Genomic DNA, 19,400 nt, shown 5'->3' on the forward strand with positions numbered 1-19,400 from the left:
CATCGCTTCATCTGACCAGACCGCCGCGGTGCTTCGCGTCACCGGCCTGACCAAGAGTTACCGCTCTGCCGGTGAAGACGTCGCGGTGCTGCGCGGCGTCGATCTGGCCGTTGCAATCGGCGAGAGCGTGGCGCTGTCAGGCGAATCCGGCAGCGGCAAGAGCACGCTGCTGCATCTGATCGCGGGGCTGGACGCCGCCGACAGCGGCGAGATCAGGCTCGCCGACATCACGGTTTCCGGTCTCAACGACGCCGGCCGCGCCGAGCTGCGCCGCGACCGGCTCGGCCTCGTGTTCCAGCAGTTCAACCTGATCCCGAGCCTGACGGTCGCGGACAATCTCGTTTTCCAGTCCCGCATCGCCGGCCGGCACGATGCGGCCTGGCATGACGAACTGGTCGAGCGCCTCGGGCTCAAGCAGCTCCTGAAGCGCTATCCCGAGCAATTGTCCGGCGGCCAGCAGCAGCGCGTCGCGATCGGCCGCGCGCTGGCGCCGAAGCCGTTGTTGCTGCTCGCCGACGAGCCGACCGGCAATCTCGACGAAGACACCGCCGACGAGGTGCTGCGGCTGGCGCGCGATCTGGTTGTTCGCACCGGCTGCGGTTTCCTGATGGTCACCCACAGCGCGCGGCTCGCCGCGACGCTCGACCGCCAGGTCACCCTGCATGCCGGTATAATCGCATGAGGCGGGCGTTGTGGATTCTTGCGGTGCTGCTCAGCCATTGGCGGCGGCATCCGATGCAGCTCGCAACGCTCTTGATCGGGCTGATCTCGGCGACCGCGCTGTGGAGCGGCGTGCAGGCGCTGAACCAGCAGGCCCGCATCGCCTATGACCGCGCCGCCGCGACTTTCGGCGGCTCGCGCACCGCCATGCTGGTGAGCCGCGACAGCGCGACCTTTCCGCAAAGACTGTTCGTCGACCTGCGCCGCGCCGGCTGGCCGGTGTCACCGATGCTGGAGGGCCGCGTCCAGATCGACGGGCGCAGCTTCCGCCTGCTCGGCGTCGAGCCGGTGACGCTGCCGTCCGAGGTCGGCAACGCACCGGCGGTCGGGCGCGGCAGCCAGCTATCTTTCGTCACGCCGCCAGGCGAAATGCTGGTGGCGCCCGAGACACTGCGCGATCTCGGCCTCAAGGAGGGCGAACGGCCGCAGGCCAACGGCACGACTTTGCCGCCACTGCGCGTACAGGCGGAGCTCGCACCCGGCGCGCTGGTCGTCGATATCGGCATCGCGCAGGACATCCTGAAGATGCCCGGCCAGGTGTCGCGCCTGCTGGTCGGCAAGTCCAAAGCACCGCATGCAACGCTGGAAAGCGCGGCAGGCGAAAAGCTCCGCCTGGTCGAGCCGAGCGCCGAGAGCGACCTCGAACGGCTGACCGACAGTTTCCATCTCAACCTCACTGCATTCGGCCTGCTGTCGTTCTTCGTCGGCCTGTTCATCGTCAACTCCGCGATCGGCCTCGCCTTCGAGCAGCGGCTGCCGATGCTGCGCACCTTGCGCGCCTGCGGCGTCTCGGCGCGGCTGCTCAACACCGTGCTGGTGATCGAGCTGGTGTCGCTGGCGCTGGTCGCCGGCCTGATCGGCCTGGTCTGCGGGTACTTCATCGCGGCGGCCTTGCTACCCGATGTCGCGGCCTCGCTGCGCGGGCTCTATGGCGCGCAGATCCCCGGGCAGCTTTCGCTCAAACCCATCTGGTGGTTCGCCGGCATCGCCATCAGCATCTTGGGCGCGCTCGCGGCCGCCGCCGCGAGCCTTGCCAAGGCGATCCGGATGCCGGTGCTGGCGACGGCACAGCCGCAGGCCTGGCAGCAGGCGCAGCGGCGCTGGCTGATGTTCCAGAGCGCTGCGGCACTCGCGGTGTTTGCGGTCGCCGCGGCTCTGATTCAGTTCGGCGATTCCCTGATCGCGGGCTTTGCCGTGCTGGCCGCGCTGATGCTCGGCGCGGCGTTGATCCTGCCGATGGTGCTGCAAATCGCACTTGCGTTCGGCCAGCGCAGCGCGCGGGCGCCGGTCGGCATCTGGTTCTGGGCCGACAGCCGCCAGCAGCTCTCAGGCTTGTCGCTCGCGCTGATGGCGCTCTTGCTCGCGCTCGCGGTCAATGTCGGCGTCAGCACCATGGTGGAAAGTTTTAGCCGCACTTTTCTGGTCTGGCTCGACGGCCGGCTCGCCGCCGACGTCTACATCAGTGCCGCCAGCGATCAGCAGGCGAAAGACATCAAGACCTGGCTGCGCGACCGGCCCGAAGTCGAGGCCATCCTGCCCGGCGGCCGCGCCGATACCCAATTCGGCGGCGCACCGATCGAGGTGCTCGGCCTGCCCGATCACGTCACCTATCGCGACAATTGGCCGTTGCTGGAGAGCACCGCGAATGCCTGGGTCAGGCTGCGTCCCGGCGACACTTGTCTGGTCAGCGAGCAGCTGTCGCGGCGGATGAAGCTTGCGATCGGCGATCATATCGAGGTGCCCGCCCCTGGCGGCAACTGGCCGCTCGAGATCGTCGGCATCTACGCCGATTACGGCAACCCCAAGGGCCAGATCGCGGTCAACTTCGCCGCGCTGACCCGGCGCTTCCCGCAGACGCCGCAGACCCGGATCGGGCTCCGCGTCGCGCCCGATCACATCGCTCCGCTGATCGCGGCGTTGCAGGAGAAATTCGGCCTCGACGACCGCAACGTCGCCGACCAGGCGACGATGAAGCGGGAATCAAGGCGGGTGTTCAACCGCACCTTCTCGGTGACGGCGGCGCTCAACGCCTTCACGCTCGGCGTCGCCGGCATCGCGCTTTTGACCAGCCTGCTCACGCTCGCCAATTCGCGGCTGCCGCAGCTGGCACCGCTATGGGCGATCGGCCTGACGCGGCGGCGGCTCGCGGCACTCGAACTGCTGAAGACCATGGCGGTCGCATTGATCACCGCGCTGTTCGCGCTGCCGCTCGGCCTTCTGGTCGCGTGGTGCCTGCTTGCGATCGTCAATGTGAAAGCCTTCGGCTGGCGGCTGCCGTTCCACGTCTTTCCGTTGCAGTTGATCGAGCTGCTCGCGGTGGCGCTCGCCGCCGCCTTCTGTGCGGCGGCGCTGCCGGTCGCTAGACTGGCGCGCATGCAGCCGGCCAGCCTGATCAGGATCTTCGTCAATGAGCGCTAGCAGCGCGATCAGCCGCCGCGCCTTTACCGGCGGCGCACTGGCGCTCGCGCTCGGCGGCAAGGGTTTTGCGCAGGGCTTTGCCGGGCTCGGCGAGAATGCCGAAGGTTTTGCGGCCGTCACGCCGGGCAGGCAATTCGTATTCCCGATCGATCACGGCCCGCATCCGGAGTTCCGGATCGAATGGTGGTACGTCACCGCGAACCTGTCCGACATCAGCGGCGCAGCCTATGGCGCGCAATGGACGCTGTTCCGCCAGGCGATGAAGCCGGGCGGCCCCAGCGAGGGCTGGGCCAACCAGCAGCTCTGGATGGGCCATGCCGCCGTGACCAGCGCCACCACGCATCGCTTCAGTGAGACCTTTGCGCGCGGCGGCGTCGGTCAGGCCGGTGTCGAAGCCACGCCGTTCCGTGCCTGGATCGACGCCTGGGAGATGCACGGGATCGACCCGTTCGATGCGCAGAACGTCGCACAGCTCGAGCTGAAGGCCTCCGCTGCCGACTTCAGCACCGCGTTCCGCCTCGACGCCAAGCGCCCGTTGGTGCTGCAAGGCGACCATGGCTACAGCCGCAAGTCGGATCGCGGACAGGCCTCCTATTACTATAGCCAGCCGTTCTACCAGGCGTCCGGCCGCATCGTGATCGACGACAGACCGGTCGACGTCACGGGCATGGCCTGGATGGATCGCGAATGGAGCAGCCAGCCATTGGCGGCGGATCAAACCGGCTGGGACTGGTTCTCGCTGCATCTGCCCGGCGACGAGAAGCTGATGCTGTACCGGCTGCGCCAGAAGGACGGCCGCGAGGACCTGTTCGGCAACTGGATCACCCCGGACGGCCGCTCGGCCGAGATTGCGGCAGCCGGCAACAGCATCACGCCGGTTGCGACCACCGAGATCGACGGCCGTAAACTGCCGACGTCATGGCGCGTCAGCCTGCCGGCGCGCGGGCTGTCGATCGAAACCACACCGCTCAATCCGAAGAGCTGGATGGGAACCAGCTTCCCCTATTGGGAAGGCCCGATCCGCTTTTCGGGCAGCCACGCGGGAATCGGCTATCTTGAGATGACCGGATACTAGAGCGGAGCTTGGTTGGGGCAGTCGGGCGGCAAACTCGCTGCACCTCTCCCGCTTGCGGGAGAGGGAAGGCAGCTCCTTCGCCGTCGATCGTCCGGCCAGTCACACCGGTTGCGGCCGCCCCGTCATGGCATCGGGGCCAATGAAACAAGAGGACACGCCTGACATGTATCACTACACGGCCATCGTGACCTGCCTTGCGGTCGCGTTCTACTTCTTCACCTCGACACAAGTCGCGCGGGCCCGCGTCGCCTATGGCGTCAAGCTGCCGGCGATCTCGGGCCATCCGGATTTCGAGCGCATCTTCCGCATCCAGATGAACACGCTGGAATGGATGCCTATCTTCCTGCCGTCGCTGTGGCTGTTCGCGATCTATATCGGCGATGCTGCGGCGGCCGCGATCGGCGCGCTCTGGGTGATCGGCCGCATCGTCTACTTCATCGGCTATCGCGAGGCGGTGGCGAAGCGCAGCCGGGGTTTCGCCATCCAGGCCGCAGCGTGCATCATCCTGTGGATCGGCGCACTCGGCGGCGCGGTGTGGCGGCTGGTGCATTGAGGGCGCGATCGCCGCCACAACCACTCCCGTCGTCCTGGCGAAAGCTAGGACCCCATAACCACAGGGCGTGGTTATGAGCAATCCGATGGCCACAGCGTGGTGCAATACATCCAGTCGGGGTAATGGGTCCTGGCTTTCGCCAGGACAACACCACCGCTGGAAATACGCGTCACTTGGTCAGCGGACAGCCGCTGTCCTTGGCGGTGAAGAACGCCTTGTCGCCCGGCACCACGGCGAGCTGCTTGTAATAGTCCCACGGCTTCTTCGATTCCGACGGCTTCTTGACCTCGAACAGATAGAGGTCGTGGACCATGCGGCCGTTGGCGAGCACCTTGCCCTTGGCAAAGGCGTCGTCGACCGGCAGCTCCTTCAGCTTCGCGGCGACCGCGTCGCTGTCCTTGGTGCCGGCGGCCTTCACCGCCTTCAAATAGCTCAGCGTCGCCGAATAGGTGCCGGCATGGATCATGCTCGGCATGTGGCCGGTGCGCTTGATGAAGCGCTCGCTGAATGCGCGCGAGGCGTCGTCGTGATCCCAGTAGAACCCTTCGGTGAGCACGAGACCCTGCGCCGCCTCGAGCCCGAGACCGTGCACCTCCGACAGCGTCATCAGCAGGCCGGCGAGCTTCTGGCCGCCCCTGACGATGCCGAACTCGGCGGCCTGCTTGATCGAGTTGGTGGTGTCGAGCCCGGCATTGGCAAGCCCGATGATCTTGGCCTTCGAGCTCTGCGCCTGTAGCAGGAAGGACGAGAAGTCCGACGAGTTGAGCGGCACGCGGACGGAGCCGACCACCTTGCCGCCCTTCGAGGCGACGATGTCGCTGGTGTCCTTTTCCAGCGCGTAGCCGAAGGCGTAGTCGGCGGTCAGGAAGAACCACGTGTTGCCGCCCGCTTCCGTCAGCGCCCCGCCGGTACCGACCGCCAGCGCGCGAGTGTCGTAGGCCCAGTGGAAGCTGTAGGGCGTGCAGGCATCGCCTGAAATGCGCGAGGTCGCGGCGCCCACCACGATGTCGATCTTCTTCTTTTCCTTGGACAGCTCCTGCACCGCGAGCGCGACCGACGAAGTGGTGAGCTCGGTGATCATGTCGACGTTCTCGACCTCGTACCAGCGCCGCGCGATTGCGGTCGCGAGATCCGGCTTGTTCTGATGGTCGGCGGTAACGATCTCGATCTTCTGGCCCAGCACCTCGCCGCCGAAATCCTCGACCGCCATCCGCGCCGCCTCGAGCGAATACTTTCCGCCGTAATCGGCGTAGACGCCGGACTGATCGTTCAGGATGCCGATCTTGACACCCTGGGCCATCGCCGGCGCCGCCAGCATCAGGCTGCACGCCGCAACCGCAGCCAAAAATCCCGACTTCATTGTTATGCTCTCCCAGCAGTCTCTCATCAGGAAAAATCGGCGCGACATTATTTTATAACCCCGCGCCTGCCCATCTCTTTCCGCTCAGCCGTTAGTATGGTCCGCCGACGCACGCTGGTAGCTCCCCGTCACCCTGAGGAGCGCGGAACGCGCGTCTCGAAGGGTCGACGGCCCGGCTGGTGGCCGTGCATCCTTCGAGACGCCTGCTTCGCAGGCTCCTCAGGATGACGGGGAAGCACTCGCGGCTCCGGAATGCCGCCCGCTACCCAGCCACGGTCGCCGCTGGTTCCTTCGGCTTGCCCTCGTTCTTTCCTTCCGCGAGGTTGCGCACCACCATGTAGAAGATCGGCGTGAAGACGAGGCCGAACAGGGTGACGCCCAGCATGCCGAAGAACACGGCGACGCCGACCGCCTGGCGCATCTCCGAGCCCGATCCGGTCGACAGCACCAGCGGCAGCACGCCGAGGATGAAGGCGAACGACGTCATCAGGATCGGCCGCAGGCGGAGCCGGCAGGCCTCGATCACCGCCTCCAGCCGTGGCCTGCCCTCGAGCTCGATATCGCGCGCGAACTCGACGATCAGGATCGCGTTCTTGGCGGCGAGGCCCACCAGCACCACGAAGCCGATCTGGGTCAGGATGTTGACGTCCTGGCCCATGATGCGCACGCCGATGGTGGCCGCGAACAGGCACATCGGCACGATCAGGATCACCGCGAACGGCAATGTCCAGCTGCCATATTGCGCGGCCAGCACCAGATAGACGAACAGCACGCAGATCGGGAACACGTAGAGGCCGGCATTGGCGCCGTTGATCTGCTGGTAGGACAGGTCGGTCCATTCGAACGAGAAGCCGCTGGGCAGGGTTTCGTCGGCGAGCTTCTTGATGGTGTTGAGCGCCGTCGTCGAGCTGACGCCCGGCGCCGGCTCACCCTGCAGTTCGGACGCTGAGTAGAGATTGTAGCGCGCGACACGGTCGGGGCCCGAAATGTCCTTGAAGTCCACGACGCTGCCGAGCATCACCATGTCGCCGGCGGCGTTGCGGGTGCGCAGCCGCGAAAGATCCGTGGTCTCCTTGCGGAACGGCAGATCGGCCTGCGCCGTGACGTGGTAGGTGCGCCCGAACAGGTTGAAGTCGTTGACATAGGTCGAGCCGAAATAGGTCTCGATCGTGTCGGTGATGTTGGCGATGGGAACGCCGAGCTTCTGCGCCTTGACGCGATCGACATCGACGAACAGCTGCGGGGTGTTCGCAGAGTACGGCGAGAACACCGAGGTCAGGTTCGGCGACTTGCGCGCGGCCAACACCAGTTCGTCGGTCGCGGACGCCAGCAATTCGGGCCCGCGGCCCTGTCGATCCTGGACGCGGATGGTGAAACCACCGCCGGTGCCGATACCGGGCACGGCCGGCGGCGGAATGACGATGATGAAGGCGCCCTGGATCACCGACAGACGCTTGCGCAGTTCGGCCGTGATCGCGGTCGCGGTCAGTCCCTTCTTCAGGCGTGCCTCCGGCTCGTCGAACACCGGGAACAGTGCCGCGGCGTTGCCCGCCTGCGTGCGCGTCGCGCCGGAGAAGCCGGCGAAGGCCGCGACCCGAACGATGCCGGGCGTATCCAGCGCGATCCGCTCGATCTCGCGCACCACAGCCGTGGTCCGCGCCAGCGACGCGGCGCCCGGCAGTTGCGCCGAGATGATGACGTAGCCGCGGTCCTGCGCCGGGATGAAGCCCTGCGAGGTGGTCGCGAGCAGCCAGCCGGCGCTGCCGATCAAGACGAGGTAGATCGCGACCATCACCACCGTGTGCCGGATCACGAAGTCGGCGACCGCCGCATAGCCGTGGGCCAGCCGATCGAACACGCGATTGAACAGCGCGGTGAAGCTGTCCCAGCCGCGCGCGATGACGTTCCAGCGCGCCGGCGGGCGCTTCTCCTCGTGCGGGACCAGGATCTGCGAGGCCAGCGCCGGCGACAGCGTCAGCGAGCAGAAGCAGGAGATCGCGGTCGCGACCGCGATCGTCACGGCGAATTGCTGGAAGAACTGCCCGGAGATGCCGCCGAGGAAGGCGGTCGGCACGAACACCGCGCACAGCACCAGCGCGATCGAGACCAGCGCGCCGCCGACCTCCTCCATGGTCTTGAGCGCGGCGTCGCGCCTGGACATGCCGTGCTCGAGATGCCGCTCGACATTCTCGACCACCACGATGGCGTCGTCGACCACGATGCCGACCGCGAGGACCAGGCCGAACAGCGTCAGATTGTTGATCGAGAAGCCGAGCGCGGCCATCACCGCGAAGGTGCCGACCAACGACACCGGGATCGCGATGATCGGGATGATCGCAGGCCGCCAGCCCTGCAGGAACACCAGCACCACGATGACGACGAGCGCCATCGCCTCGTAGATCGTCTTGATCAGCTCATGAACCGACTGGGCGATGAACTCGGTCGGGTTGTAGCCGATGTTGTAGTCGAGCCCCTTCGGGAAACTCGCCTTCATGTGCTCCATCGTGTCGGAGATGCTCTTGGCGGTGGCGAGCGCATTCGATCCGGGCCGCTGCGTCACCAGCAGGGCGACGGCCGATTTTCGCAGCAGGAAGCTGTTGGTGGCATAGGACAGCGCACCGAGCTCGACGCGGGCGACGTCGCGCAGGCGCACGGTCCGGCCGTCGGAGCCGGCCTTCACCACGATGTCCTCGAACTGCCTGATGTCCTTGAGGCGGCCGGTGAAGACGAGGTTCGGCTGGAAGGCGCGATCGGCGATCGGCGGCTCGGCGATCTGGCCGCCCGCGATCTGCAGGTTCTGCGCCCGGATCGCCGCCAGCACCTCGGTCGAGGTCAGGCCGAGATTGGCGATCCGGTCGGGATCGAGCCACAGCCGCATCGAGTAATCGCGCGCGCCGAACATCTGGATGTCGCCGACGCCGTCGAGCCGCAGCAGCTGGTCGCGGACCTGCAGCAGTGCGTAGTTGGAGATGTAGAGCTGGTCGAACGTGTCGTCGGGCGACAGCATGAACACGACCATCAGGATGTCGGGCGAGTTCTTGCGGGTGACGACGCCGTTGCGCTGCACTTCTTCGGGCAGCCGCGGTTGCGCGATCGCGACCCGGTTCTGCACCAGCACCTGGGCCTTGTCGAGATCGGTGCCGAGCTTGAAGGTCGCGGTGATGGTCAGCTGGCCGTTCGAGGTCGCCTGGCTGTAGAGATACAGCATGTCCTCGACGCCGTTGATCTCCTGCTCGATCGGAGCGGCGACGGTGTCGGACACGGTCTGCGCCGAGGCGCCTGGGTACTGCGTCGTGACGGTGACGGTCGGCGGCACGACCTGCGGATATTCCGAGACCGGCAGCGTCGGATAGGCGATCGCGCCGACGATCAGCAGCACGATCGACAGCACCATCGCGAGGATGGGCTGGTTGATGGAGAGCCTGCCGAGATTCATGGCTTGGCACCTGCCGCCGGCTTGTCGCCTGCCGGCGGTTTGGCTTCGGCCGGAGCCTGGGCCATTTTCGGCGTCACCTTGGCGCCGACGCGGGCGCGTTGCAGCCCGTCGACGATCACATGGTCCTCCGGCTTGAGGCCTTCGCGAATCACGCGCAACCCCTCATCAAGCGGCCCGAGCGTCACCGTTCGTGCTTCCACCGTGTTGTCGTCCTTGACCACGAACACGATCTTGCGCGACTGGTCGGTGGCGATGGCGGTATCCGGGATCAGCAGCGCCTCATACGGCGAGGAGCCGATCAGGCGGACGCGGCCGAACTGGCCGGGCAGGATCGAGAGGTCCTTGTTCGGAATCACCGCGCGGCTGCGCAGCGTTGCGGTGGAGATGTCGAGGCGGTTGTCGAGGAAGTCCATCTTGCCCTCATGCGAGGGCTTGGTCTCGCCGGTCAGCGTCACCTGCACCGGGTTCGCGGTGTCGCGCGAGCTCGGCCGCCGGCCTTCGAACCACAGCTTGCTGTTGCGCTGATAGGTCGCCTCGTCGACGTCGAAATAGATGTAGATCGGATCGAGCGACACGATCGAGGTCAACAGCGTCGCACCGCTCTCGCTGCCCTGCACCAGATTGCCCGGCGTCACCAGATGCCGGCTGACCCGGCCGGTGATCGGCGCCAGCACATGGGTGAATTCGACGTTGAGCTGCGCGGCCTTCAGCGTGCCCTCGGCCTGCGTCTCGGCGGCGCGCGCGGCCTGCAACGCCTGGCGGCGCTGGTCGACGACCTGCTCCGAGACCGCGCTGGTCTGCACCAGATTGAGCCCGCGCTCGAGATCGCGCTTGGCAAGCTCCCCCTTGGCGCGCGCGTCGGCGAGCTGACCTTCGGCCTGCAGCACGACCGCCTCGAACGGCCGCGGATCGATGATGTAAAGCAGATCGCCGGTGTGGACGATCGCACCGTCCTTGAACTCGACACTGTTGACGAAGCCGCCGACGCGGGCGCGGACCTGAACCTCCTCGATCGCCTCGAAGCGTCCGGTGAACTCGTCCCAGTCGGTGACGGTGCGCTTGACCGGCTGCGCGACGGTCACGGGCGGCGCCGGAGGCGCGGCCTGCGATTGCGCGCTCTTGTCGCCGCAGCCGCCGAGCGTCAGCGCGGCCAACAGCCCGATCGGCGCAAGGCCGCGCCACACATGGCGGCGAAGCGAATGACGCTCGACACCGGTCACCGGAGCCGGACGCCCCGTTCTGTCAATCGAACTCAATTCCTTCTCCCCCAAAGACCACGAAGCACGCCGACCAAATCAGGGCTACGAAAGTCGCAATCGAACTTGCGGTGATTCAACACGGATGCACCACCGCAATGTCGCGGCAGCGGACGTCACAGATGTACCCGCCCCCCAGTCTGTTCAAGATGGCCGCCGGATCAAGCAAATAGTTACGTAGTCTGAAAGCCTTACGACACGCTCGCGAAGCCGTGACGACGAAAAGGGGCAGTTTGGCTGGCCTATCGAAGGCGCATGATCACAGACAGATCGTCCCGAATCAATCACAGCGCGAGTTTGTTTCACAAATTCGTCACACCGCCCGCGATTCTATTTTTGGCACACGAGCCCCTGGCTCACAGACGTCAGGGCCAGCACGCGAAGCATGAGCCCGGAATCCATTCATCCGCGAAGCCCGCGGCCCGATGAATCCGAGCTCGCGCCACGAGGCACGCGTCCAGGTGCACAAATTGCGCACCTGGGAATGACGGGTGGATGAAGCCGTGCCCCCTGCATCGGGCGTTTCCCGCGCCCTCTGCTCAAGAGGAGGGCAAGTAAACGCAAGACTCAGGCGCATCGCGCCGCGAGACTGCGGGTGTATGACTCACAAGCCGCGCAACAAACTCGGTGTCGTCCCGGGCAAGCCAACGGGTCGGCGCGAAGCGCCGCCCGATGACAGGCTCCGCGCGACCCCGGACCCATAACCACCGATGCCAATTGCTTAGTCAGCGCTGGGGCCACAGCTCACTTCAACGACACGACCCTGTGGCTATGGGTCCCTGCTTTCGCAGGGACGACAGCGGAATGGACGACGCGACCGTACCAAACCACCGGCAGGAGGACAGATGACGGCCTCGATTTCCTCCGCTAACCTCCCCGCAAAGCGCCGCCGGCAAGGCGGGCCATCTTGAGGGAGGACAGGCGGGTGCATCGAGGCCGTGTCGTATTCGGCGCCATGGACGAGGTCGTGTTCGGGCGGCCCGCCCGTGAGGCCGTCGTCGAGCAACTGGACCGGCTTGGCGCCCAGCGCGCCTTCCTGATGGTGTCGGGTACGCTGAACCGCGAAACCGACGAGATCGAAAAAGTCCGCCAGGCGCTCGGCGCCCGCTGTGTCGGCACGTTCGACCAGATGCCGGCACATACGCCGCGCGCCGCGGTGATCGCGGCGGCGCAACAGGCGCGTGATGCGAAGGCCGATCTGATCGTCACCATCGGCGGCGGCTCGATCACCGACGGCGCCAAGGCGGTGCAGCTTTGTCTCGCCAACAATGTCATGACATCCGACGGCATCGACACGATCCGCACCCGTGGCGGCGTCTCGCCCGAGATGAATCCTCCGACCGTGCGTCAGATCAGCGTGCCGACCACGATCGCCGGCGGCGAGTTCTCCTCGATCGCGGGCGTCACCAACGAGGCCAAGCGGCAGAAGGAGATGCTGCGCCATCCCCTGGTGATGCCGCGCGCCACCATCCTCGATCCGGACCTGTCGGTGCACACACCGGATTGGCTGTTCCTGTCGACCGGCATCCGCGCCGTCGATCATTGTGTCGAGGGCATCTGCTCGCGCGAAGCGCATCCTTACGGCGATGCACAAGCGCTGAAGGGGCTGGAGATGCTGGCGGCTGGCCTGCCGCTGGTGAGGGCCGATCCGAAGGACGTCTCGGCGCGGATGGATTGCCAGATCGGCACCTGGCTCTCGACCGGCCCGCTCGCCTCCGGCGTGCCGATGGGCGCGAGCCACGGCATCGGCTACGTGCTCGGCGCCGAGTTCGACGTGCCGCACGGCTACACGTCATGCGTGATGCTGCCGGCGGTGATGCGCTGGAACAAGCGCGACAATGCCGACCGGCAGGCGCTGGTCGCGGCCGCGATGGGCCATCCGGGCGCGGACGCCGGCGACGTGCTCGACCGCTTCATCCGCGACCTCGGCATGCCGCGCAGCCTGCAAGAGGTCCACGTCGGGCCTGAGCATTTCGACCGCATCGCGGCGGGTGCGATGCGCACGCCCTGGGTGCCGCGCAATCCGCGCAAGATCGACGGTCCATCCCAGGTCCGCGAGATTTTGCTGATGGCCGCTTAGAGCATGATCCGGAAAAGTGCGAAGCGGTTTTCCCTCGCGACAAACGCGAAGCGCTTGCGCGGAGATCATGCTCAAACAAGAAGCAAAGCAAGACTAAGGGGAGATCTGAGCTTCGATGTACACCGGCAAGCATGCTTACCTGCGCCCGCTGCAACCGGCCTTCATCATGGCCGGGACCGGCGAGATCGTCACCTATCGCGAGCTCGAGGCGCGCAACAACCGTCTCGCGCATCTGTTCCGCAATCGCGGCATGAAGCGGCTCGATCACTATTCGATCTTCATGGAGAACAACAACCGCTACCTCGAGGCTTGCGGCGCCGGTGAACGTTCCGGCCTCTACTTCACCTGCGTCAATTCCTACCTCACGGCCGCCGAGCTCGCCTACATTCTGACCAACAGCCAGTCGCGGATCCTGATCACCTCGAAGCTGAAGCTCGACGTCGCGCGCGAGGCGCTGAAGGAGTGCCCGCAGGTCGAGCTCTGCATCGTGGTCGACGGCGATAGTGAAAGCGATCGGATCGTCGGCTTGCTGCAGGCGACCGCGGGGCTGCCGGCGACGCCGATCGCGGACGAATATGCCGGCACCGCGATGCTCTATTCGTCCGGCACGACCGGCCGGCCAAAGGGCATCGTGCGGCCGCTGCCCGAGCAGCCGCCGTCGCAAAACCTGCCGCTGTTCGATTTCCTGACCAAGCTCTGGCACTACCGCGAGGGTATGGTCTATCTGTCGCCGGCGCCGCTTTATCACTCCGCGCCGCAGGCGGCGGTCAATCTCACCATCCGGATGGGCGGCACCGTCGTCATCATGGAGAGCTTCGATCCCGAGCGCTATCTCCAGCTGGTCGAGACATGGGGCATCACCCACAGCCAGCTGGTGCCGACGATGTTCTCGCGCCTGCTGAAGCTGCCGGAGGAGGTTCGCGCCCGCTACGATCTGTCGACGCTCGAGATCGCGATCCATGCCGCGGCGCCCTGCCCGGCGCTGGTCAAGGACGACATGATCAAATGGTGGGGCCCGATCATCCACGAATATTACGGCGCGACCGAAGGCCTCGGCTTCACCGCCTGCAACAGCGAGGAATGGCTCGCGCATCGCGGCACCGTCGGCAAGGTGCTGCTCGGCGACCTGCATATCCTCGACGAGAACATGCAGCCCTGCCCGAAGGGCACGCCGGGCACCGTGTGGTTCAAGACCGCCACGCCGTTCGAGTATTTCAACGATCCGGCCAAGACCAGCGAGGCGCGCTCGGCGGACGGCAGCATGAGCACGGTCGGCGACGTCGGCTATGTCGACGACGACAACTTCCTCTATCTGACCGACCGCGCCACCTTCATGATCATCTCCGGCGGCGTGAACATCTACCCGCAGGAATGCGAGAACCTCCTGATCACCCATCCCAAGGTCGCCGACGCCGCCGTGTTCGGCGTGCCCAATGTCGATCTCGGCGAGGAGGTGAAAGCGGTGGTGCAACCGGTCGACGGCATCGCGCCGGGGCCGGAGCTCGCCGAGGAGTTGATCGCGTTCTGCGCAAGCTCGCTGTCGCGCCAGAAGGTGCCGCGCTCGGTGGATTTCGAGACCGAGCTGCCGCGGCTGCCGACCGGAAAGCTCTACAAGCGCCTGCTGCGCGATCGCTATTGGGGCAACAAGACCTCGCGGATCGTGTGAACAGCGATGCTGCGAGCCGGGCAGTCGCAGCCGGACGCCAGACGGCGTAACAGACTCGCCCCTCGCGCGGATTTCGCGCTATGCTCCGGGATCGCAAGCCAGCTTCGCCGGAGGCCGCCATGCCCTCGCCCCAGCCGCGCGAGCCCGAGCCGGTACAGGCCGGAAGGCTCGAATTCACCGCCGCCGAGATCGGTGCGCTCGCCCATCTCTATCGCGGCGAGGTCTACCGCAGCACGGTCTGGCGCACCCGCCTCGACAGCTCGACCAACTGGGCAGTGGTCACGACCGGGATCGCGCTGTCGGCGACCTACAGCAGCGCGGAGGCCTCGCCGTTGCCGATGGTGCTGGTCGGGTTGCTGGTCACGGTGTTCCTGTTGTTCGAGGCGCGGCGCTATCGCTACTTCAACGTCTGGCGCGCCCGTGCGCGGTTGCTCGAAACCGATTTCTACGCGCCGATGATCCGCGGCGAAGGGCCGACACCGAACGCGGCCTGGACCGAGTTGCTCGCCAACGACTACCGCCGCCCGAGCTACCACATCTCCCTTGCCCGGGCGATCGGCCGGCGGCTGCGCCGGACCTATGGCTGGATCTTCGCGATCCAGGCCATCGCCTATTACGGCAAGCTGGCGATCCACCCTCTGCCGCTGACCACGCTGAGCGAGATCTGGGACCGCGCCTCGATCGGCCCGATTCCCGGAGCCATCGTGGTTCTGGCCGGCGTCGCCTTCCATTCCAGCTGGGCGCTGTTCGCCTTCGTCACGCATCGCATGGAGGTCACCGACCGGCGCACGCGGCACAATTTGATCGCGATGGGGTGAGGCGGCGTGAGCCGCGTTGCCGCTGGCGGGCTTTTCCCCTAACCTCGCCTCAACAAGAAAAGTCAGGGAGGATTTGCCGATGGAAGTGATCCCACTGCGCGAGGGATTCGGAGCCGAACTGCGCGGCGTCACGCTTTCGGATGTTGCCGCCAGCGATGCCGCCTATGCCGCGGTGCGCGCGGCGTTCGAGGAGCACTCGGTGCTGGTGTTCCGCGGCCAGGAGGTCAGCGACGACGTCCAGCTCGCCTTCTCGCGCCGCTTCGGCCCGCCCGAGACGACCAAGGTCGGCTCGATGGGCACCGGCTCGCATTTCGTGATCCTCTCGACCTTCGGACCCGACGGCAAGGTGGTTCCCTCGGACCATCGGCAGCAGCTGCGCGCCAGGGCCAATCAGCTCTGGCACACCGACTCCTCCTTCAAGCGCCTGCCGGCGCTGACCTCGATCCTGTCCGCGCGCATCATCCCCGAACATGGCGGCGAGACCGAGTTCGTCTCGATGCGGCTGGCCTTCGAGCGGCTCGACAAGGAGGTGGCGAAGCGGCTGGAGAACTCATTCGCCTGGCACTCCTACGCGCATTCGCGCAGCAAGGTGGCAACCGGGCTCGCAACAATTGAGGAGGTCGATGCACTGCCGCCGGTGTGCTGGCGCATGGTCTGGCGCAACCCCGTCAACGGCCGCGGCGCGCTGTATCTCGCCTCCCACGCCTATGGCGTCGAGGGCATGGATGCCGACGCCGGCAAGGCGCTGATCGAGCAATTGACCGAAGCCGCCACCGCGCCCGGGGTCAGCTATCTGCATCAATGGAAGCAGGGTGACGTCGTGATGTGGGACAACCGCGCCACCATGCATCGCGGCCGCCCCTGGCCGGCGCATGAGGGCCGCCTGATGATCCGCACCACGATCTCGGCGACCGACGCGGATGGTGTCGCGAACATGCACCTGCCCTCAACGCAGGCGGCAGAGTGAACGTTGCTCTTGTGTCTCACCGTCATCCTGAGGTGCGAGCGCAGCGAGCCTCGAAGGATGAATCGGCCACGGCTCGGGCCGTGCATCCTTCGAGACGCGCTTCGCGCTCCTCAGGATGACGGGACAGACTTCGACGCTGCGTGGCGAGCAGAAGCGGCGATAAACTGTCGCTGATCGCAAGCCGTTTCAAGTCGCACCATCAGCGTTAGCAATCGAATTCAAACGGAGAGTCGTCATTGCATAGCAAAACAGACTGAGTTCCCCGCCATCACAGCCATTATTCCCGGTCCGTGGAAATCTTAATGCTCTCACGTCATCCGAATTGCCAATCCCCGCACGGCCCTCGCTGGTTGCCCGACAGCCTCACCGTGCTATCGTCGATGCCAATCGGCCGTTGAGACCGACATGTGGGAGGGGACCATGCGGAGCGTGCAAGCGCTGGCCGTCGCGGTATTATCTGTGCTGACCATCAGCGACGTTTCGCGCGCAGCCGAGCCGAAATCCGGCGGTATCTTCAGGATCTATCACCGCGATAGCCCCGGCAGCGCCTCGATCCACGAGGGCGCGACCTATTCGGTGAACATTCCGTTCATGCCGATCTTCAACAACCTCGTCATTTTCGACCAGCACATCGCGCAGAACAGCGCCAGCACGATCCGGCCCGAGCTTGCGGAGAGCTGGGCCTGGAGCGGCGACAACAAGACGCTGACCTTCAAGCTGCGCAAGGACGTGAAATGGCATGACGGCAAGCCGTTCACGGCGGCCGACGTCAAATGCACTTTCGACATGCTGATGGGCAAGTCGCAGCAGAAGTTCCGGCAGAACCCGCGCAAGTCCTGGTACGACCAGGTCGACGAGGTCACGACCAACGGCGACTATGAGGCGTCGTTCAAGCTGAAGCGGCCGCAGCCGGCGCTGTTGTCGCTGCTCGCCTCGGGCTATTCGCCGGTCTATCCCTGCCACGTTTCGCCGGCGGAGATGCGTACCAAGCCTGTTGGTACCGGCCCCTTCAAGTTCGTCGAGTTCAAGGCCAACGAGTCGATCAAGCTGACCAAGAACCCTGATTACTTCAAGAAGGGCCTGCCCTATCTCGACGGCATCGAGTTCACCATCATCCCGAACCGCTCGACCGCGATCCTCGGCTTCGTCTCGGGGAAGTTCGACATGACGTTTCCGACCGAGGTCTCGATCCCGCTGCTGAAGGACGTCAAATCGCAGGACCCCAAGGCGGTCTGCGTGGTGGAACCGAATAACGTCTCCACCAACATCATCATCAATTCGAGCGCGCCGCCGTTCGACAATCTCGACATCCGCCGCGCGCTGGCGCTGGCGCTCGACCGCAAGGCGTTCATCCAGATCATGTTCGAGGGCCAGGGCGACATCGGCGGCACCATGGAGCCGGCGCCGGACGGCCTGTGGGCGATGCCGAAAGACATGCTGGAGCAGATCCCCGGTTACGGTCCCGACATCGAGAAAAACCGCGAGGAGGCGCGCAAGCTGATGCAGAAGGCGGGCTATGGCCCGGACAAGCATCTGCAGATCAAGGTATCGACCCGCAACATCGCGGTCTACCGCGATCCTGCGATCATCCTGATCGACCAGATCAAGAGCATCTATATCGACGCCGAGCTCGACGTCGTCGACACCGCGCAATGGTTCCCGAAGATCGCCCGCAAGGACTATTCACTCGGCCTCAACCTCACCGGCAACGCCGTCGACGAGCCCGATCAGTCCTTCTACGAAAACTATGCCTGCGGCTCGGAGCGGAACTACACCAACTATTGCAACAAGGACATCGAGAAGCTGTTCGACCAGCAGTCCGAGGAAACCAACCTCGACAAGCGGAAGAAGCTGGTCTGGGAGATCGACAAGAAGCTGCAGGAAGACGTCGCGCGCCCGATCATCTTCCATGCCCGCACCGGCACCTGCTGGCAGCCTTACGTGAAGAATGTCACGATCATGTCCAACAGCTCCTATAACGGCTATCGCTACGAGGACGTCTGGCTGGACAAGTAGGCGTAGCGTTTTCGAGCGAAATGGACACCGGTTCGCGTCAAGAAAACGCGTCAAAAGAAGATTCGGGATCAGGGAGAGAGCCAGGGTGTTTGCCTATATCGTGCGACGGCTGTTCCTGATGCTCGTGACCCTGTTCGGGATCTCGGTCATCATCTTCGTGCTGCTGCGCGTCGTTCCCGGCAATATCGTCGACATCCTGTTCGACGCCGCAGGCTTCGTCGATCCCGCCGACAAGGCCAATCTCGAGCGCGAGCTCGGCCTGAGCCAGCCGATCGTGATCCAGTATCTGCACTGGATCGGCGGCCTGCTGCGCGGCGACCTCGGCTATTCCTATGTCTCGGAGAAGCCGGCGCTGGAGGAGATCCTGCCGCGGATCCCGATCACCGCGCGGCTCGCGGGGCTGGCGCTCTTGTTCTCCGCCTCGATCGGCATTCCGCTCGGCGTCATCAGCGCCGTGCACCAGGGCTCGAAGCTCGACTACGCGCTGCGCGTCGTCAGCCTCAGCGGCCTGTCGCTGCCGTCATTCTGGCTCGGCCTCTTGATCCTGATGGCCTCGGTCTCGCTGTTCGGCACCATGCCGATCTTCAATCCGAACCCGAAGACCTGGCTCGAGGCGCTGACCATCTATGCGGTGCCGGCGATGGCGGTCGGCTTCCGCAGCGCGGCGCTGACCATGCGCATCACCCGCTCCTCGATGCTCGAGATCCTGCGCCAGGACTACATCCGCACCGCGCGGGCCAAGGGCGCCTCCGAGGCCTCCGTGAACTATCACCACGCGCTGAAGAACGCGGTGCTGCCGGTCATCACGGTGATCGGCATCGAGGCCGCGTTCCTGATCGGCGGGTTGATCGTCACCGAGACCGTGTTCAACATCCCCGGCATCGCCCGCTTCCTCGTCGAGGCGCTGCGCTGGCGCGATTACCCGATCGTGCAGAACCTCGTGATGTTCATCGCTGTCGTCGTCGTGGTCGTCAATTTCATCGTCGACATGCTCTATGCGGCGATCGACCCGCGCATCCGGTTTGGAGACTGACC

Annotated in this window: 13 protein-coding genes; 10 read left to right on the forward strand and 3 right to left on the reverse strand. The window is 65.5% G+C overall.

Annotation, left to right across the window (positions count from 1 at the left end; translation table 11 throughout):
* The first annotated feature begins 28 nt into the window (after positions 1-28).
* The 4 genes from ACE10Z_RS40805 (at position 29) to ACE10Z_RS40820 (ending at position 4,766) form a co-directional block, all read left to right on the forward strand.
* Complete coding sequence (locus ACE10Z_RS40805) at positions 29-682, forward strand: ABC transporter ATP-binding protein (RefSeq protein ID WP_375785716.1); 654 nt, start codon at positions 29-31, stop codon at positions 680-682.
* Positions 679-3,138, forward strand: coding sequence for an ABC transporter permease (locus tag ACE10Z_RS40810; RefSeq protein ID WP_375785717.1), 2,460 nt, complete (start codon positions 679-681; stop codon positions 3,136-3,138). The genes ACE10Z_RS40805 and ACE10Z_RS40810 overlap by 4 nt, the downstream gene beginning before the upstream one ends.
* Positions 3,128-4,213 (forward strand): lipocalin-like domain-containing protein, encoded by a 1,086-nt coding sequence (locus ACE10Z_RS40815; RefSeq protein ID WP_375785718.1) that lies wholly within the window; start codon positions 3,128-3,130, stop codon positions 4,211-4,213. The genes ACE10Z_RS40810 and ACE10Z_RS40815 overlap by 11 nt, the downstream gene beginning before the upstream one ends.
* A gap of 163 nt (positions 4,214-4,376) precedes the next feature.
* Positions 4,377-4,766 (forward strand): MAPEG family protein, encoded by a 390-nt coding sequence (locus ACE10Z_RS40820; protein WP_375785719.1) that lies wholly within the window; start codon positions 4,377-4,379, stop codon positions 4,764-4,766.
* 169 nt (positions 4,767-4,935) lie between these two features.
* Here ACE10Z_RS40820 and ACE10Z_RS40825 read toward each other — a convergent pair whose 3' ends face one another.
* The 3 genes from ACE10Z_RS40825 to ACE10Z_RS40835 all read right to left on the reverse strand — a co-directional run bounded on the left by ACE10Z_RS40825 (position 4,936) and on the right by ACE10Z_RS40835 (position 10,782).
* Entirely contained in the window at positions 4,936-6,126 is a 1,191-nt protein-coding gene (locus ACE10Z_RS40825) for an ABC transporter substrate-binding protein (protein ID WP_375785720.1), read from the reverse strand.
* Between the two features lie 262 nt (positions 6,127-6,388).
* Positions 6,389-9,562, reverse strand: coding sequence for an efflux RND transporter permease subunit (locus tag ACE10Z_RS40830; protein ID WP_375785721.1), 3,174 nt, complete (start codon positions 9,560-9,562; stop codon positions 6,389-6,391).
* On the reverse strand, positions 9,559-10,782 hold the full coding sequence (locus ACE10Z_RS40835) for an efflux RND transporter periplasmic adaptor subunit (protein ID WP_375790046.1): 1,224 nt from the start codon (positions 10,780-10,782) through the stop codon (positions 9,559-9,561). Before ACE10Z_RS40835 ends, ACE10Z_RS40830 begins: the two co-directional genes overlap by 4 nt.
* Before the next feature lie 961 nt (positions 10,783-11,743).
* Between ACE10Z_RS40835 and ACE10Z_RS40840 the strand changes: the two genes are divergently transcribed.
* From ACE10Z_RS40840 to ACE10Z_RS40865, 6 genes are all read left to right on the forward strand, one after another.
* Positions 11,744-12,898: an iron-containing alcohol dehydrogenase gene (locus ACE10Z_RS40840; protein WP_375785722.1), complete on the forward strand. Its 1,155-nt coding sequence runs from the start codon at positions 11,744-11,746 to the stop codon at positions 12,896-12,898.
* Positions 12,899-13,013: 115 nt separating this feature from the next.
* Positions 13,014-14,564 (forward strand): AMP-binding protein, encoded by a 1,551-nt coding sequence (locus tag ACE10Z_RS40845; RefSeq protein ID WP_375785723.1) that lies wholly within the window; start codon positions 13,014-13,016, stop codon positions 14,562-14,564.
* 119 nt (positions 14,565-14,683) lie between these two features.
* On the forward strand, positions 14,684-15,382 hold the full coding sequence (locus ACE10Z_RS40850) for a DUF2270 domain-containing protein (protein ID WP_375785724.1): 699 nt from the start codon (positions 14,684-14,686) through the stop codon (positions 15,380-15,382).
* 79 nt (positions 15,383-15,461) lie between these two features.
* Positions 15,462-16,349, forward strand: coding sequence for a TauD/TfdA dioxygenase family protein (locus tag ACE10Z_RS40855; RefSeq protein WP_375785725.1), 888 nt, complete (start codon positions 15,462-15,464; stop codon positions 16,347-16,349).
* Positions 16,350-16,769: 420 nt separating this feature from the next.
* Positions 16,770-18,365, forward strand: coding sequence for an ABC transporter substrate-binding protein (locus tag ACE10Z_RS40860; RefSeq protein WP_375785726.1), 1,596 nt, complete (start codon positions 16,770-16,772; stop codon positions 18,363-18,365).
* 85 nt (positions 18,366-18,450) lie between these two features.
* Positions 18,451-19,398 (forward strand): ABC transporter permease, encoded by a 948-nt coding sequence (locus ACE10Z_RS40865; protein ID WP_375785727.1) that lies wholly within the window; start codon positions 18,451-18,453, stop codon positions 19,396-19,398.
* Positions 19,399-19,400: the final 2 nt, after the last annotated feature.

This window comes from Bradyrhizobium sp. Pha-3 (assembly GCF_042258615.1).
Classification (GTDB): domain Bacteria; phylum Pseudomonadota; class Alphaproteobacteria; order Rhizobiales; family Xanthobacteraceae; genus Bradyrhizobium.

What these genes read in the sequence shown, in the direction of transcription:
- ACE10Z_RS40810 (WP_375785717.1), top strand. Translation starts at nt 679, where the DNA reads ATGAGGCGGGCGTTGTGGATTCTTGCGGTGCTGCTCAGCCATTGGCGG.
- ACE10Z_RS40815 (WP_375785718.1), top strand. Translation starts at nt 3,128, where the DNA reads ATGAGCGCTAGCAGCGCGATCAGCCGCCGCGCCTTTACCGGCGGCGCA.
- ACE10Z_RS40820 (WP_375785719.1), top strand. Translation starts at nt 4,377, where the DNA reads ATGTATCACTACACGGCCATCGTGACCTGCCTTGCGGTCGCGTTCTAC.
- ACE10Z_RS40825 (WP_375785720.1), bottom strand. Translation starts at nt 6,126, where the DNA reads ATGAAGTCGGGATTTTTGGCTGCGGTTGCGGCGTGCAGCCTGATGCTG.
- ACE10Z_RS40830 (WP_375785721.1), bottom strand. Translation starts at nt 9,562, where the DNA reads ATGAATCTCGGCAGGCTCTCCATCAACCAGCCCATCCTCGCGATGGTG.
- ACE10Z_RS40845 (WP_375785723.1), top strand. Translation starts at nt 13,014, where the DNA reads ATGTACACCGGCAAGCATGCTTACCTGCGCCCGCTGCAACCGGCCTTC.
- ACE10Z_RS40850 (WP_375785724.1), top strand. Translation starts at nt 14,684, where the DNA reads ATGCCCTCGCCCCAGCCGCGCGAGCCCGAGCCGGTACAGGCCGGAAGG.
- ACE10Z_RS40855 (WP_375785725.1), top strand. Translation starts at nt 15,462, where the DNA reads ATGGAAGTGATCCCACTGCGCGAGGGATTCGGAGCCGAACTGCGCGGC.
- ACE10Z_RS40860 (WP_375785726.1), top strand. Translation starts at nt 16,770, where the DNA reads ATGCGGAGCGTGCAAGCGCTGGCCGTCGCGGTATTATCTGTGCTGACC.